The organism is Haloplanus litoreus (genome assembly GCF_045690335.1).
Taxonomy (GTDB): domain Archaea; phylum Halobacteriota; class Halobacteria; order Halobacteriales; family Haloferacaceae; genus Haloplanus; species Haloplanus litoreus.
This window is the reverse complement of the sequence record NZ_CP147874.1, coordinates 906,100-919,484: the sequence shown is the minus strand read 5'-3', so window position 1 is coordinate 919,484 and position 13,385 is coordinate 906,100. Positions and strand designations below refer to the sequence as shown.

The 13,385-nt window shown below is 68.0% G+C and carries 13 protein-coding genes; 3 read left to right on the top strand and 10 right to left on the bottom strand.

Features of this window, described 5'->3' with window-relative positions; translation table 11 throughout:
- The first annotated feature begins 55 nt into the window (after window positions 1-55).
- Window positions 56-1,081 carry a type II glyceraldehyde-3-phosphate dehydrogenase gene (locus tag V8686_RS05035; RefSeq protein WP_379702870.1) on the top strand — a complete coding sequence of 342 codons (1,026 nt, stop codon included), beginning with the start codon at window positions 56-58 and terminating at the stop codon, window positions 1,079-1,081.
- Between the two features lie 27 nt (window positions 1,082-1,108).
- Here the strand turns inward: V8686_RS05035 and V8686_RS05030 are convergent, their stop codons facing one another.
- Together V8686_RS05030 and V8686_RS05025 are read right to left on the bottom strand one after the other, a co-directional pair.
- Window positions 1,109-1,264: a hypothetical protein gene (locus tag V8686_RS05030; protein WP_379702869.1), complete on the bottom strand. Its 156-nt coding sequence runs from the start codon at window positions 1,262-1,264 to the stop codon at window positions 1,109-1,111.
- Between the two features lie 68 nt (window positions 1,265-1,332).
- Window positions 1,333-2,532: a phosphoglycerate kinase gene (locus tag V8686_RS05025; RefSeq protein WP_379702868.1), complete on the bottom strand. Its 1,200-nt coding sequence runs from the start codon at window positions 2,530-2,532 to the stop codon at window positions 1,333-1,335.
- 128 nt (window positions 2,533-2,660) lie between these two features.
- Between V8686_RS05025 and V8686_RS05020 the strand changes: the two genes are divergently transcribed.
- Window positions 2,661-3,032 carry an Hsp20/alpha crystallin family protein gene (locus V8686_RS05020; RefSeq protein ID WP_379702867.1) on the top strand — a complete coding sequence of 124 codons (372 nt, stop codon included), beginning with the start codon at window positions 2,661-2,663 and terminating at the stop codon, window positions 3,030-3,032.
- A 6-nt stretch (window positions 3,033-3,038) separates the two neighbouring features.
- Here V8686_RS05020 and V8686_RS05015 read toward each other — a convergent pair whose 3' ends face one another.
- The 4 genes from V8686_RS05015 to nucS all read right to left on the bottom strand — a co-directional run bounded on the left by V8686_RS05015 (window position 3,039) and on the right by nucS (window position 8,094).
- Window positions 3,039-3,902, bottom strand: coding sequence for an ATP-grasp domain-containing protein (locus tag V8686_RS05015; protein ID WP_379702866.1), 864 nt, complete (start codon window positions 3,900-3,902; stop codon window positions 3,039-3,041).
- Between the two features lie 42 nt (window positions 3,903-3,944).
- Window positions 3,945-4,475: a 50S ribosomal protein L16 gene (locus tag V8686_RS05010; RefSeq protein ID WP_379702864.1), complete on the bottom strand. Its 531-nt coding sequence runs from the start codon at window positions 4,473-4,475 to the stop codon at window positions 3,945-3,947.
- Window positions 4,476-4,548: 73 nt separating this feature from the next.
- On the bottom strand, window positions 4,549-7,242 hold the full coding sequence (ppc, locus tag V8686_RS05005; RefSeq protein ID WP_379702863.1) for a phosphoenolpyruvate carboxylase: 2,694 nt from the start codon (window positions 7,240-7,242) through the stop codon (window positions 4,549-4,551).
- Window positions 7,243-7,353: 111 nt separating this feature from the next.
- On the bottom strand, window positions 7,354-8,094 hold the full coding sequence (gene nucS / locus V8686_RS05000) for an endonuclease NucS (RefSeq protein ID WP_379702862.1): 741 nt from the start codon (window positions 8,092-8,094) through the stop codon (window positions 7,354-7,356).
- Between the two features lie 127 nt (window positions 8,095-8,221).
- On the opposite strand from nucS, the gene V8686_RS04995 reads away from it, so the two are divergent.
- Window positions 8,222-8,977, top strand: a complete 756-nt coding sequence (locus tag V8686_RS04995; RefSeq protein ID WP_379702861.1) for a DICT sensory domain-containing protein — start codon at window positions 8,222-8,224, stop codon at window positions 8,975-8,977.
- A gap of 3 nt (window positions 8,978-8,980) precedes the next feature.
- Here V8686_RS04995 and V8686_RS04990 read toward each other — a convergent pair whose 3' ends face one another.
- The 4 genes from V8686_RS04990 to V8686_RS04975 form a co-directional block, all read right to left on the bottom strand.
- Entirely contained in the window at window positions 8,981-10,177 is a 1,197-nt protein-coding gene (locus tag V8686_RS04990; RefSeq protein WP_379702860.1) for an MFS transporter, read from the bottom strand.
- Window positions 10,178-10,242: 65 nt separating this feature from the next.
- Entirely contained in the window at window positions 10,243-11,298 is a 1,056-nt protein-coding gene (locus tag V8686_RS04985) for an isocitrate/isopropylmalate dehydrogenase family protein (RefSeq protein WP_379702859.1), read from the bottom strand.
- Window positions 11,299-11,348: 50 nt separating this feature from the next.
- Window positions 11,349-11,924, bottom strand: coding sequence for a response regulator transcription factor (locus V8686_RS04980; RefSeq protein ID WP_379702858.1), 576 nt, complete (start codon window positions 11,922-11,924; stop codon window positions 11,349-11,351).
- Window positions 11,925-11,929: 5 nt separating this feature from the next.
- Window positions 11,930-13,339: a DUF7096 domain-containing protein gene (locus V8686_RS04975; RefSeq protein ID WP_379702857.1), complete on the bottom strand. Its 1,410-nt coding sequence runs from the start codon at window positions 13,337-13,339 to the stop codon at window positions 11,930-11,932.
- Between the last annotated feature and the right edge of the window lie 46 nt (window positions 13,340-13,385).

Genomic DNA, 13,385 nt, shown 5'->3' with positions numbered 1-13,385 from the left:
GCGGCCGGGAACGCGGCTCGAAACGATTATGCCCGTCGCTACTCGACTCCGCGACATGACGAACGTCGGCGTCAACGGCTACGGAACCATCGGAAAGCGCGTCGCGGACGCAGTCGCGGCACAGCCGGATATGACCCTCGTGGGCGTCGCCAAGACCCGGCCGAACTTCGAGGCGGAGACGGCCGCGCGCAAGGGCTATCCGCTCTACGCCGCCGTCGCGGACCGGGCCGACCGCTTCGCGGAGGAGGGCCTCGAACTGGCGGGCGCCGTCGACGATCTCGTCGCCGAGGCGGACGTCGTGGTCGACTGTACACCCTCGGGCATCGGCGCCGAGAACGCCGCCCTCTACGAGGAACGCGACACCCCTGCTATCTACCAGGGCGGCGAGGACGCCGACGTCGCCGACGTGAGCTTCAACGCCCGCGCCAACTACACCGAGGCCGTCGGCGCCGACTCCGCGCGCGTCGTCTCCTGTAACACCACGGGACTCTCCCGCATCCTCGCCCCCCTCGACGAGGCGTACGGCGTCGAGAAGGCGCGAGTGACGCTCGTTCGTCGGGGTGGCGACCCCGGACAGACCGGACGCGGCCCGATAGACGACATCCTTCCCGACCCGGTGACCATCCCCTCGCACCACGGCCCGGACGTGAACACCATCTTCCCCGACCTCGACATCGACACGCTCGGCATGAAGGTGCCGGCGACGCTGATGCACACCCACAGCGTCAACGTGACGCTGGAATCGTCCCCGAACGCCGACGAGGTACGCGACCTGTTCGCCGACGAGACCCGTCTGTTCCAGATCCCGGCCGGCGCCGACATCGACGGCTCGGGCAAACTCAAGGAGTTCGCCCACGACGCCGGCCGCCCCCGCGGCGACCTCTGGGAGAACTGCATCTGGGAGGAGTCCATCACCGTCGAGGGGCACGACCTGTACCTCTTCCAGGCGATCCACCAGGAGAGCGACGTGGTGCCCGAGAACGTGGACGCGATCCGTGCGCTGACGGGCGCGGCCGACGCCGCGGAGAGTCGGACGACGACCGAGGACGCGATGGGCGTCGGCATCGACTACGGTCGGTAGAGGGAGTGGCTCGCGGAGCCACCGTCCTCACCGGGTTGACGGCGGGTCCGAGTCGTCCGAGAGGAAGATACTGTCCTGGTCCGGATCGAAGTAGACCTCCAGTGCGCGCAGGGAACCGGCATAGGCGGCGATCATGACGAAGGCGAAACCGATCAGGGCCGGAACGGCGAACTGGAGGACCATCGCCGTGACCGTTTCGGCGTCACGAACAAATGACTGTCGACGGCGTCGGCGGGTGGCCCCGCGGCGTCCTAGTTCTCGACCAACGCGTCGACGGCGGGGAGCGACTCGCCGGTGAGCGCCCGGACGTAGGCGCCCCCGGCGATGGAGACGTGCGAGAAGTACCCCTCGTCGAGTCCGTAGAGTTCGATCGCGCGCGAGGTGTCGCCGCCGCCGACGACGGAGAAGCAGTCGGTTGAGGCGATGGATTCGAGGACGCCCACCGTACCGTCGGCGAACCGTTCGTCCTCGAACACGCCGAGGGCGCCTTTCACGAACACGGCCGCGGAGTCCTCGATGACTCGACCGTACCGCTCGACGGTGAGCGACCCCACGTCGAGCAGGTCGCGGTCCTTCTCGATCCCCTCGACGAGGATCTCGGCACGGGCGTCGTCGTCCTCGTAAGCCAGGTCGACGGGGAGGTGGATGCGGTCGCCACGCTCGTCGAGAAGGGTACGAATCCGCTCCTCGTTGTTCTCCCACTGGTGGTCGTACAGTTCCGTGCCACCGACGTCGTAGCCGACGTCGTAGCCCGCGGCGCGCAAGAAGAGTTCGCCGACGATGCCGCCGAGTAAGTAGTGGTCGACCCCCTCGTCGAGCGCGGACATGACGTCGATGACGTCCGTCGCCTTCGCGCCGCCGAGCACCATCGTCACCGGCCCGTCGAACTCGCGGTTGGCGATGCTGGTGTTGGCCTCGTACTCCGACTCCATGACGCGCCCGGCGTAGGACGGGAGGACCTGCGGGAAGCCCACGAGCGAGGCGTGCGCCCGGTGGGCCGCCGAGTAGGCGTCGTTCACGTAGCAGTCGAACTCGGGGGCGAGCGTCCGGACGAACTCGCTCTCGGCGTGGTCCTCGGGGGCGTTCTCTGGGAGTTCGTCCGCACACATCCGGACGTTCTCCAGCATGAGGACCTCGCCGGCCCCGAGCGAGCGAATGGCCTCGATAGCCGCCTCGCCGTACACCTCGTCGACGAACGCGACGGGCGTTTCGACGTACTCCGCCAGCAGGTCCGCGTGCTGGGCGAGCGAGACGAAGGAGTCACGCCCCGGGCGGCCCTGATGGGCCATGACGACGACACGGTGCCCGGCATCGACGAGTTCCCGTACGGTCCGAGCGTGGCGTGCGAACCGACGGTTGTCCTTGACGATGCCGTCCTCGACCGGGGAGTTGAGGTCCAGGCGGACGAGAACGCGTTTTCCGGACCCGATGTCGTCGAGCGTCTTGAACATGTGCCTCGTCCCCTCGATGGCGGGACGAGTATTTCAAACGGGCGATTCCTCCCGAACGACCGTGTGATCCGCTGACGTGGGAGTTGGCGACAGAAAGTTTTTGACCGGGAGAAGCTTACAGGCGTACCATGAGAGGCGACGACCGCGACGACCCGTTCGGCGACATCTTCGACGAAATCGAACGGATGATGAACGAGATGACCGGAACCGTCGGTGACGGCTCCGGATTCACCTCCGAGACCCACGTCGACGTCTACGAGGAAGCGGAGCAGGTTCGACTCGTCGCCGACCTCCCGGGTGTGGAGAAAGACGGTATCGAACTGAAGTGTGACGGCAAGACCCTCACGATCAGCGCCGCCTCCCCGCACCGCGAGTACGACGAATGCGTCCGACTTCCCGCCCGCGTCGACGAACACTCCGCGTCGGCCAGTTTCAACAACGGCATCCTCGAGGTCACCATCGACAAACTCGGCGACTCCGCCGCCATCGACGTGGAGTAGCGACCCTCACTCGCCCGCAGTCGCCCGAATCAACCCCGCCAGTCGATCGTAGAAGTCGGGCACGTACTTCGTCGCGGCGTCGACCGTCGGCCGCGCGTTCGTCTCCGCGACGACGGCCCGATCCTCGGTCACCAGCAGATCCACCCCGAGATACGGCACGTCGAGCACCGCGGCTGCCCGTTCCGCCAGGGCCCGGAGCTCTCCGGGTAGGTCGACGCCCGTCGCCTCGGCGCCGCGGTGGACGTTGTGTTTCCACCGACCGGCGGCCCGGTCGGCGTCGGGGAGCCGTCGTTCCACCGCGCCCGCGTACGCCCCGTCGACGACCATCACCCGGTAGTCGCGGGCGTCGGGGACGTACTCCTGCAGGAGAAAGGTCTTGTCGCCGGTGGCGCGGTAGTCGTGGACCAGATCGAGGTAGTCGACGACCCCGAGCAACGAGTCGAGATCCGTCGCCTTCGCCACGCCCGTCCCGCGGGTCGTCGAGTTGGGCTTGACCACGACGGGCCAAGAGAGGTCGGCGGCGGCGGCGGCGACGGTGTCCGCGTCGACCGGATTGGAGACCATCGTCGTCTTCGGCGTCGGGAGTCCCGCCGCCCCCAGCGTCGCGAGGACGCCACCCTTGTTCCGCGAGGTCAGGACCGCCGCCCGACCGTTCACCCACGAGAGGTCGTGGCGTGCGGACAGGGCAGCGCCCGCCTGCGTGCACGAGGGAAAGACGAAGCCGACGTCGAAGCGGTCGTCGGGTGGCGTCGAGAGGTCGATCGTCCGGCCTTCGGCGGCGAGATGTGCGACTTCGATGTCGCGGTCCGCGAGCGGGTCGCGCAGCCGGTCGAACGTCTCGGCACGGGAGGTGACCGCGAGACGGAGCATGCCCTCACTGACGGCGGCGCGGAGAAAAGTCCGCGGGTCGCGTTAGGCGACGAGCAGCTGTTCGCCCTGCTCGACGACGACGCGGCACGGCGGCGAGATTTTGTTGTACGCGCGCCGGAAGGCGTCCTTGACCGTGGCGGCGTCCTCGGGGTTGCAGTAGCAGGTGAAGATGGTGTCGTTGGCGTTGACGCGGGCGGCGGTGCCGACCGGCTTGCCGAACGCCTGGCGCATCCCGTCGGAGACGCGGTCCGCACCCGCACCCGTCGCCTGCTTGTTCTCGCGGATGACGTGGTGGGGGAACTTCCGAAGCACCATCTTGTAGTTCTCCTGTCCGATCTCCTTCAGGAGGCGACGGTTGGCCGACAGACGCGAGGCTTCGAGCGCGCCGTGGCGGATCTGACACTCCTCCTCGACTTCGAGGCTGATGTGGATCGGGTAGTCGTCGGGACCGGTCTGGAGGTTGCCCATGTTGTGCTGTGCGATCTTGGAGCCCGGGATGCCCGTGATGTACTCACGTCGCGTGTACGGGCGTTTGCTGATCTCCCGGTACATGGAGGCAGGCTTGTCGGTCATGATTACTTGTCGTAGCCGAAGCCGAGGCGGCGAATAAAGCCTTCGATGCCGTACGACGCCGGCAACGGGCGCCTCATCCCGTACTCTTCATCCCCGCCGCGATACCCTTGACCGTCAGGCGGAGGGTCCGCTCCTCCGATGGCGTGCGTTCGTCCCGGGCCAGGAGCCGCGTCTGCAACAGGTTCAGCGGGTCGACGTAGGGGTTGCGCCGGTCGAGGCTCTCGCGGAGCCAGTCCTGGCGCAGCAGGTCGTCTCGCCCGGAGACGTCCAGAGCGAGTTCGGACGCGCGTTCGTACTCACTCCGAATCCGCGGGAAGAACCGCTCGCGCAACTCGGCGGGGGCGAGGCCCGCGTACACCTCGGCGATCTCCATGTCCGTCCGCGCCATCGACTGCGCGGCGTTGTCGAGGGTGGTCTTGAAGAACGGCCAGCGCTCGTACATCCGCCGGAGCGTCTCCATCGACCCGCCGTCGTCGAGGTAGGCGTCGATACCGGTCGCGAGGCCGTACCACCCGGGGATGATACACCGAGACTGCGTCCACGAGAACACCCACGGGATCGCCCGAAGGTCTTCGACGGTCCGCTCTCCGGACCGCGACGCCGGCCGGGAACCGAGGTTGAGGTCCTCGATGACCGTGATGGGCGTCGCCGTCTCGAAGTAGGGGATGAACCCCTCGGTTTCGAGGAGGCCCTGATACGCCTCCCTGGCGGCCGTCGACATCGTCTCCATCGCCTCGATCCACGCGTCTGGCGTCGGTTCGACGGGACCGGTCATCGACTGACGGCGCGCCCGGATCTGCGCGTCGAGCATCCGTTCGAGGTTGCGCTCGGCGATTCGCGGGTTGCCGTACTTCTCGGCGATGGCCTCGCCCTGTTCGGTGAATTTGATCTCCCCGGTGACCGTCTCGGGGGGCAACGCCAGCATCGCCTCGTGCATCGGCCCACCGCCACGGGAGATGGAGCCACCGCGGCCGTGGAACAGACGCATCTGGACGTCGAACTCGTCCGTAATGTCCGCGAGACGCCGCTGGTTCCGATAGAGGTCCCAGTTGGCCGCAAGGAAGCCGTTCTCCTTGTTGGAGTCGGAGTACCCGAGCATGATCTCCTGGGTGTTTCCCCGGCAGTCGAGCGCCGCCGCGTACGCCTCGTTCTCGAACAGCGTTCCCATGATGCGCCGGGCGCCGTCGAGGGCGTGTTCGGTCTCCAGCAGCGGCACCACGTCGAGACCGCTGTCCCCCGGCAGGTCGACGACACCCGCCTGATCGGCGAGAAAGAGGACTTCGAGGACGTGGCTCGGCTCCTCGGTCATGCTGATGCAGTAGGTGTCGATGGCGTCGGTACCGTACTCCCGCTGCCAGCGCCGCAGCGCCTCGAACCGCTTGCAGACGCGTTCGGTCGTGTCGCTCACGTCGCCCGGATTCTCCAGGTCGACCACGTCGGCATCCTGGACGATGGCCTCGGTGAGCACCTCGATCCGGCCGTCCTCGTCGCGGTCACGGTAGTCGACGCCTTGCCCTTCGAGCAGCTCGCCGACCGCCTCGGTGTGGTTTTGCTGGTGGTCACGCAGGTCGAGGCTCGCCAGCGCGAACCCGAACGTATCCACCTTCCGAATCAGGGGTTCGACGTAGACGTCCGCGATCGATTCGGCGTCGTTCAGCCGCAGGCTCTCGTCGATGGCTTCGAGGTCGTCGATCAGTTCATCGGCGTCGGCGTAGCCGCCGGGGCGCACGTCGCCGATCCGTTCCAGTCGCTCGCGCATCAGCTTCAGTTTCTGCCGGTAGAACTCGTGGGGGTAGCGCTCCTCGGCCTCGCTGGCCACCTCGGGGAATCGCTGCCGGTCGGCGATGAGCGACGCCTCGAACCGCTCTCCCGGTGTGATCCAGGCGGCGTCCTGGCTGAGGATGCCCGAGAGCCGCTTCAGTTCGTCGCGGTACTTCGAGAGGACGACCGACCGCTGACGCTCCAGCGTCTCGCTCGTCACGTCGACGGTTACCGACGGGTTGCCGTCGCGGTCGCTCCCCGCCCACGACCGGAACTCGAAGAGTTTGGGGACGTCGACGTCCGGATACGATTCGGCGAGGACGTCCTCCAGTTCGGCGTACACGTCGCCGACCACGTCGAAGAGCGTGTTCTCCAGATACCACTGCACGTTGCGCGCCTCGTCTTCGGGTTCGGGCGCCCGGTCCCGGACCTGCGGGGTTTGCCACAGGCTGGTCACTTCCGCCTCCAAGTGGTCCCAGGACTGGCGGCGCTCGGCGTCGGTCAGTCGCCGCTCGTCGAGGGTCTCGAGAAGGGTCGTGATCGTGCGGAGTTTCGCCTTGATCGTCTTCCGGTGGGCCTCGGTCGGATGTGCGGTGAAGGTGGGTTGAATGAGCACGTCGTCGAGGACTCGCTGGACCGTCTCGGCGTCGGCGTCCGCGTCGACGAGTGAGGCGACCGTCGCCTGCTGGCTGTCGGCCAGCTCGCCCTGCTGGGAGCTCCGGCGGATGGCGCGTACCCGTTCGCGCTCCTCCGCGAGGTTGATGAGTTCGAAGTAGGCCGTGAAGGCGCGCGCCGCCGCCCCCTCCAAGTCGGAGTCGAGCGATCCGAGCGTCGTCCGCAGCGGTTCCCGCGAGGGCAGACTTCCATCGCGATAGTCGATGGCCGCGGTGCGGAGGTCTTCGACCGCCTCGAACGCCTGCGTGGAGGACTGTACCTCCAGTACGTCGCCGAGGAGTTCACCCAGTTCCCGGACGTCCTGTCGGACGGTTCGGTGGTGGAGATCCATCGGACAGGGATATTTGGACCACACACATTAAACGCCGGGATGGTGCAGAGTTGACGCTTCAGACGCCGTATCTTGAATGATCGTTCGATAGGTTCGACAGCGAACGAACGATCACTCGTCGTCCGGCGGCCGGCCAGTCGCCGGGTCGAGGGCGACAAAGCCCAGTCCGTGTCGGTCCAGAAGCGCCGCCGCGCGGTCGGTGACCGAGGGTGCAACGAGGATGCCGCGGACGCCAGCGCCGGCGCCGAACTCGCGTTCGAGGGCGTCGACGTAGCGTCGGAGTTGACCGACTGCGTCGGGGCCGACTCGCCGTCGCTTCAACTCGACGGCGACCGGTCGGCCCGCTTCGTCCTCGCCGAAGACGTCCACCGGGCCAGCGGTCGTCTCGTGTTCGGTCGAAATCGGATCGAACCCGGGTTCGATCCGGTCGGGGGTCGTCACGACGTGTTCTTTGAGATCCGCCTCGCTACCCTGCAGGTCGAGTTCGTCGGGGTCCGTCACGTCGTAGGCGGCGAGGTGGTGGACGCGGTCGAACCGCACGTCGAGGAGTTCCTCCGGCGACCGGCGGACGCTCCGCACCCGCAGGCGGCCCTGGCGGACGCTCGCGAAGTGGTCGCAGCCCGGCGGCTGCCAGTTCACGGGTGTGCGCTTCTCGTCAGTGTGGACGAGCGCCGAGCCGTCGGGTTTGAGCAGGAGGAGGCGATCACCCGGGCCGAGACTGCTCGACGCACGACCGTCGTACTCGACGGTACACCGGCCGAAGACGGTAATCAGGTCGCCCCGGCGGAAGGCGTCTTCGAGGTGCGTGAGCGCGTCCCGGTGGGCGGGCCGGTGGAGCGTGGTGACCGTCATCCTCGTCGCCGGCGGTACGCCGCCGCCCCATAAAAGGGGCGCGTCGTCCGACCCGGCGGTATCGGGGCGATCAGGTCCGATTTTCGACATAAAAGCACAAATAGCGGCCGCCCCTCTACACGAGCGAATGGGGCTGTTCGAACTCATCGCCGGGGTCGAAGCGGAGGAGAAGACGCTGACGGTGTTCAATCCGGAAGCCGGCGTCCCAGCGGCGCTTCGTGAACACTTCGCCGACCGCAACCTCACCATCGAACGGGCGGAGAGCGACGCCGGTCCCCGAAACTACGCGGTGTTGAGCCGCGACGACGATTTCCTCGCCGCCATCGACGTGAGCGACGTCCTCGGGCCGACACGCGGTGTCACGCCGGATTTCACGCGCGAAACCTACGAGACGGTGCTCGACGAACTCGACGAGACGCTGTTTACCTCTTACGACACCGAGCGAATGGTGGCAGCCTCGAAGGAGATCGAGGACCGCGCCTGGCGAGGGGGGGCCGGCGAACTCCACGCCGGCTTCCAGACCTGTGCCCGTTTCGCCTCCCAGGCCGACGTGTACGAACATCTGGCCGACCGTGGAACCCTCGACGTCCACGTCTACGCTCACCCCGAGGGCCGCGAGGAACTGGGCACCCTCTCGGGGCCGAACCTCCACCTCTCGACGGAGACGGAGATTCACGACTCGTGGTTCGTCGCGTACGACGGCGGCGGTGTCGACGCGATGAAGTGTGCACTCCTTGCCGAGGAACGACTCCCGGGGTCGTTCTACGGCTTCTGGGCCTACGACCCGGAGACCGTCGACGAGGTGGTCAGCTACCTCCGTGCGACCTACGCCGCTCCGGAGGCGGGCGGCACCGCGGCCGACGGCGGCTGTGGCGGCACTTGATGCTCACCGCGACTCGACGGCGACGATGGTCGCCGCGACGACCAGCGCGGCGACGAGCGCGCCGAACGCGGTCACGTAGTCGGCCCGTCCCGCCACGAGCCCGATAAACGACGGGCCGAGTGCCCCGAATCCGATGTACGTCGTCCGCGCGAGGCCCAGATCCGCGCCCATACTGTCCGTCGGGAAGATGTCCATCAGGTACGACTGCATCACGGGTGGAAAGGCCATGAGGCCGACGGCGTAGACGACGGTGGCCACGCCGACGGCGAGAGCCGTCTCGGCGACGAGCACCCCGCCGAGGGCGACGGCCCCGAGGCCGAGCGCTCCCGCCGCGACGGGCGCCCGCCGCACCCGGTCCGCGAGGCGGCCGGCGGTCGGTTTGACCAGCGCACCCACGACGAACAGCCCCGCGAAGCCCGCGCTGGCGAACTCGGGGGAGAACCCCTTGTCCAACTGGAGCAGCGTCGGGAGGAAGCCGGCAGTGCCCTGCCACGCGAAGGCGAACAGACAGTACGCGACGATGAGTCTACGGGTGCGCGAAGTGGCGAAGAGCCGCGCTCCCGTGCCGCGCACGTCGAGGTCGACGGCCGCGATCCGGTAGGACTCTCGGCTCGTCCAGTGGAGCACCGCTGCGACGACGGCGAGGATGGCGACGACCGGCAGGAAGGCGGCCCGCCACGCCGCGACGGCGAGGGTGGCGACTGCGAGGCCGGCCGCGGCGCCGCCACCTAGGTCACCCGAGGCGGTGTGGAGGCCGAACGCACCCCCACGTTTCGCCTCGAAGTGATCGGAGATGAGCGCCCGCGCCGCGGTGGGGTAGAGACCGGCGCCGACGCCGACCACCGCCGCGCCGACCAGAAACAGCGGGTAGGAGATGGCGGCTACGAGGACGGTAAAGCCCGCCGTGGCGAGCGTCAGCCCCACCACCAGTAGCGTCTTGCGGCTGAGGCGATCCGAGAGGCGCCCGCTGGGGAACTGGCCGAGAGCGTAGATACCCCACAGAATCGAGAGGGCGAGGCCGGCGCGGAAGGGAGTGATCGAGAGGTCGTCGATGATGGACGGTAGCAGCGGCGAGAGGACGAGTCGGCCGCCCTGGATGGTGAGCCAGCCGAGCGAGACGAGCAACAGGAGTCGGCCGCCGTAGCCGCGGACGAGGTGTTCCTCAGCCTCCGATCGGGTGCCGGCGCGCGATCCGGGCATGGTGTCCCCTCACGACGCCGCCCTACTTCAACGGTCGAATCCCGGAAAACGGGGACGACCGCGGGTCAGAGCCGGCCGCGGAGGTCCGTCGCCACGGCCTCGGTGGTCGAATCCCCACCGAGGTCCGGCGTCCGCGGCGCGTTCTCGTCGGCCAACTGGTCGGCGACGACGTCCCACAGCGCCGACGCGGCCGCCTCCTCGCCGAGGTGGTCGAACATGAGCGACCCCGAGAGCACCGTCGCCAGCGGGTTGGCGACCCCCTCACCCATGATGTCGAAGGCGCTTCCGTGGACGGGTTCGAACATCGACGGATGGTCGTTTCCGGGGTCGATGTTCGCCGAGGGTGCAAGGCCCATACTCCCGGTGACGATGGCGCCGACGTCGGTGAGAATGTCGCCGAAGAGGTTCGAGGCGACCACCACGTCGAACTCGTCGGGGCGGCGGACGAAGTCCATGCTCGCGGCGTCGACCAGCAGGCGCTCGACGTCCACGTCGGGGTACTCCTCGCTCACTTCCGCGACGATATCGTCCCAGAACACCATCCCGTGGGCCTGAGCGTTCGACTTCGTGACGTTCGTCAGGTGGCCGGAACGCTCGGTGGCAGCCTCGAAGGCCGCCCGAACGATGCGCTCGGTGCTTCGGCGGGTGTAGACGGCGCTCTGGACCGCCACCTCGTTCGCGAAGCCGCGGTGTTCACGCCCGCCAACGTCCGCGTACTCCCCCTCCGTGTTCTCGCGGAAGACGAGGATGTCGATGTCGCCGCCCTCGTAGGCGCGTAACGGACTCCGCACGCCGTCGAACAGCACTGCGGGGCGCCTGCAGACCGTCTGATCGAATCGTTTACGGATCGGCAGTATCAGGCCGTCCAGCGGGATGTGGTCGGGGACGTCGGGGTGGCCGACGGCGCCGAAGAGGATGGCATCGAAGGACGCCAGCCGGTCCAGTCCGTCTTCGGGCATCATCGCCCCCGTGTCGAAGTAGCGCTGGGTGCCCCAGTCGTAGCGCGTGGTCTCGACGTCGACGTCGTTGGCCGCCGCAGCGGCGTCGAGGACCGGCACGGCCGCGTCGACGACCGTCGGTCCGATTCCGTCGCCAGGGAGTAGCGCGATGTCGTACGACATGGTCGGTCAGTCACCCGATGGACGGAAAAAGGTAGACGTCGCAGCGGGGGCTACGGATCGATGGACGGATGGTCCTGTCCGCCGTCGGCGAGCGCCCGGTTCAGGTACGGATCGTCCAGTGACCGGTCGTCGATCCGCGAGGCGAGACGCGACAGCTCGGCTTCGAAGGCGCTGTAGATCGGATCGGCCCGGAGCACCGACGGCGACTCCGATTCGAGCAGGGCGGCCCGCTTCGAGAGGTTCTCGACGTATCGGTCGGCCGTCTCGGAGAGTGACTCGCGACGGAGCAACGACTCGACCATGTCCACGAACTCGCCACGCGAGACCGGCTTGGTGAGGTAAGCGTCGAGGTCGAGGTCGACGATGTTGACGTCCGGCGTCGCCGCCGTCACGAAGGCGACCCGTGGGCAGTCGGACATCGCCTGGATGGCGTCGAGCACCTCGTCACCGCTCACCCGAGGCATGTGGCGGTCGAGAATCGCCACGTCGACGGCGTCCTCGGCACAGATGGACAGCGCCTCCACCCCACAGCCCGCCCGCACGATGTCGACGTCGGCGTCGTCGAGCCACGTCGCGTACAGGTCGAGCAGTGCCGATTCGTCGTCGGCGATCAGTACGCGCGGCATCGACGTCATCGGTCGGCTCCCGCGCTGCCCGAGTTCCCGCCGTCCGAACCGCCGGCGTCCCCCGAGTTACCCGCGTCGTCGTCGCCGTCCGAGCCACCGCCCGAACTCCCCGAGTTACCCGCGTCGTCGTCGCCGTCCGAGCCGTTCCCGTCGTCGCTCCGTCCGCCGTCCCCCGAGTTGCCCGGTTCACCGGACTCGCTACCCTCGCTCCCGTTTCCCGACTCGCCGGACTCGTTACCCTCGCTCCCGTTTCCCGACTCGCCGGACTCGCTACCCTCGCTCCCGTTTCCCGACTCGCCGGACTCGCTACCCTCGCTCCCGTTTCCCGATTCACCGGCGTCTCCCGAACTGTCCGCGTCGTCACTCCGTCCGGCATCCTCCGAGTTGCCCGCGTCGTCACTCCGTCCAGCATCCTCCGAGTTGCCCGCGTCGTCACTCCGTCCAGCATCCTCCGAGTTGCCCGCGTCGTCGTCGGAGCCGTTTCCGTCCGAATCCTCTGGCGGCCCGGCACCGGTCGACTGGTTGTTCGCGTCGTCGCCCTCGCCCGAGTCCTCGGGCGGTCCGGCGTCGTCCGGTGCGCCGACGTCTTCGGGCGGTCCGGCGTTCTCACCGTTGCCCCGCGTCTCTTCCTCGTCCTCGTCGTCCTCGTCGTCCTCGTCGTCGTCACCCTGTGCGGGTTCCGGCAGTTCGTCCGGACCGCGTTCCGGGTCGAGTTCGCGTCCGGGGTTCTCGCCCGCGATCTGTCGGGCAATTTCGGCGACCTCCGGGCCCTGCAGTTCGTCGGCGTCCGCCCGCAACCTGTCGAGTTCCGTGCGGTCGACGCCGGAGGAGGTGAGCGCCTCCTCCGGGAGTTCGCTGGCCACCCGGTCGTTCGCGTTCAGCTGATTCTTCACCGACCGAATCTGGGCGCTCGTCACCGCCATCCGAGCGCGGTACTCGCCCGTGGAGAGTTCCCCCGACTGGTACGCTTCACGGAGACGTTCCTGCCGTTCACGGAGACTGGCGAGTCGGTCGCGGGCCTGGTTGACCTCCGTGGCGACCACTGCCGCCTTCGAGGTGTTGGATTCGGCTCGCGAGACCCGCGTCGAGAACGACCGTTCGCCGATTTCGCTCTCGATTTCGGCACCCTGCACCCCGACGACCCCAGCCAACTGCTGGCCCGGGGCGACCGATTCGTTCGCTCCCGCATCGCTCGTCGACGTGGTGGTGCCGTTTTCGGCCGCCTCCGTGCCATTTTCGGCCGTTTCAGTACCGTTCGCGGTCGCCTGTGGCAACACCTCGTCGACCGTCGCGTCGGCGTTGGGGGCTAGCGGCGAGGGCGACCCACCAAGCGCCGCCGTCGGCACCGCCGCCGCGCTGACGGCGACCACCACGGCGAACGCGACCACGACGACGTTCGGAACGTCTCTACTCATCTCGAACCACGCTACGGACCTCGAGAAAATAAACCAGGCCGAACCT

Excerpts from the sequence above, each read along its gene's own strand:
- V8686_RS05035 (WP_379702870.1), top strand. The coding sequence starts at position 56 with ATGACGAACGTCGGCGTCAACGGCTACGGAACCATCGGAAAGCGCGTC.
- V8686_RS05030 (WP_379702869.1), bottom strand. The coding sequence starts at position 1,264 with ATGGTCCTCCAGTTCGCCGTTCCGGCCCTGATCGGTTTCGCCTTCGTC.
- V8686_RS05025 (WP_379702868.1), bottom strand. The coding sequence starts at position 2,532 with ATGTTCAAGACGCTCGACGACATCGGGTCCGGAAAACGCGTTCTCGTC.
- V8686_RS05020 (WP_379702867.1), top strand. The coding sequence starts at position 2,661 with ATGAGAGGCGACGACCGCGACGACCCGTTCGGCGACATCTTCGACGAA.
- V8686_RS05015 (WP_379702866.1), bottom strand. The coding sequence starts at position 3,902 with ATGCTCCGTCTCGCGGTCACCTCCCGTGCCGAGACGTTCGACCGGCTG.
- V8686_RS05010 (WP_379702864.1), bottom strand. The coding sequence starts at position 4,475 with ATGACCGACAAGCCTGCCTCCATGTACCGGGAGATCAGCAAACGCCCG.
- ppc (WP_379702863.1), bottom strand. The coding sequence starts at position 7,242 with ATGGATCTCCACCACCGAACCGTCCGACAGGACGTCCGGGAACTGGGT.
- nucS (WP_379702862.1), bottom strand. The coding sequence starts at position 8,094 with ATGACGGTCACCACGCTCCACCGGCCCGCCCACCGGGACGCGCTCACG.
- V8686_RS04995 (WP_379702861.1), top strand. The coding sequence starts at position 8,222 with ATGGGGCTGTTCGAACTCATCGCCGGGGTCGAAGCGGAGGAGAAGACG.
- V8686_RS04990 (WP_379702860.1), bottom strand. The coding sequence starts at position 10,177 with ATGCCCGGATCGCGCGCCGGCACCCGATCGGAGGCTGAGGAACACCTC.
- V8686_RS04985 (WP_379702859.1), bottom strand. The coding sequence starts at position 11,298 with ATGTCGTACGACATCGCGCTACTCCCTGGCGACGGAATCGGACCGACG.
- V8686_RS04980 (WP_379702858.1), bottom strand. The coding sequence starts at position 11,924 with ATGCCGCGCGTACTGATCGCCGACGACGAATCGGCACTGCTCGACCTG.
- V8686_RS04975 (WP_379702857.1), bottom strand. The coding sequence starts at position 13,339 with ATGAGTAGAGACGTTCCGAACGTCGTCGTGGTCGCGTTCGCCGTGGTG.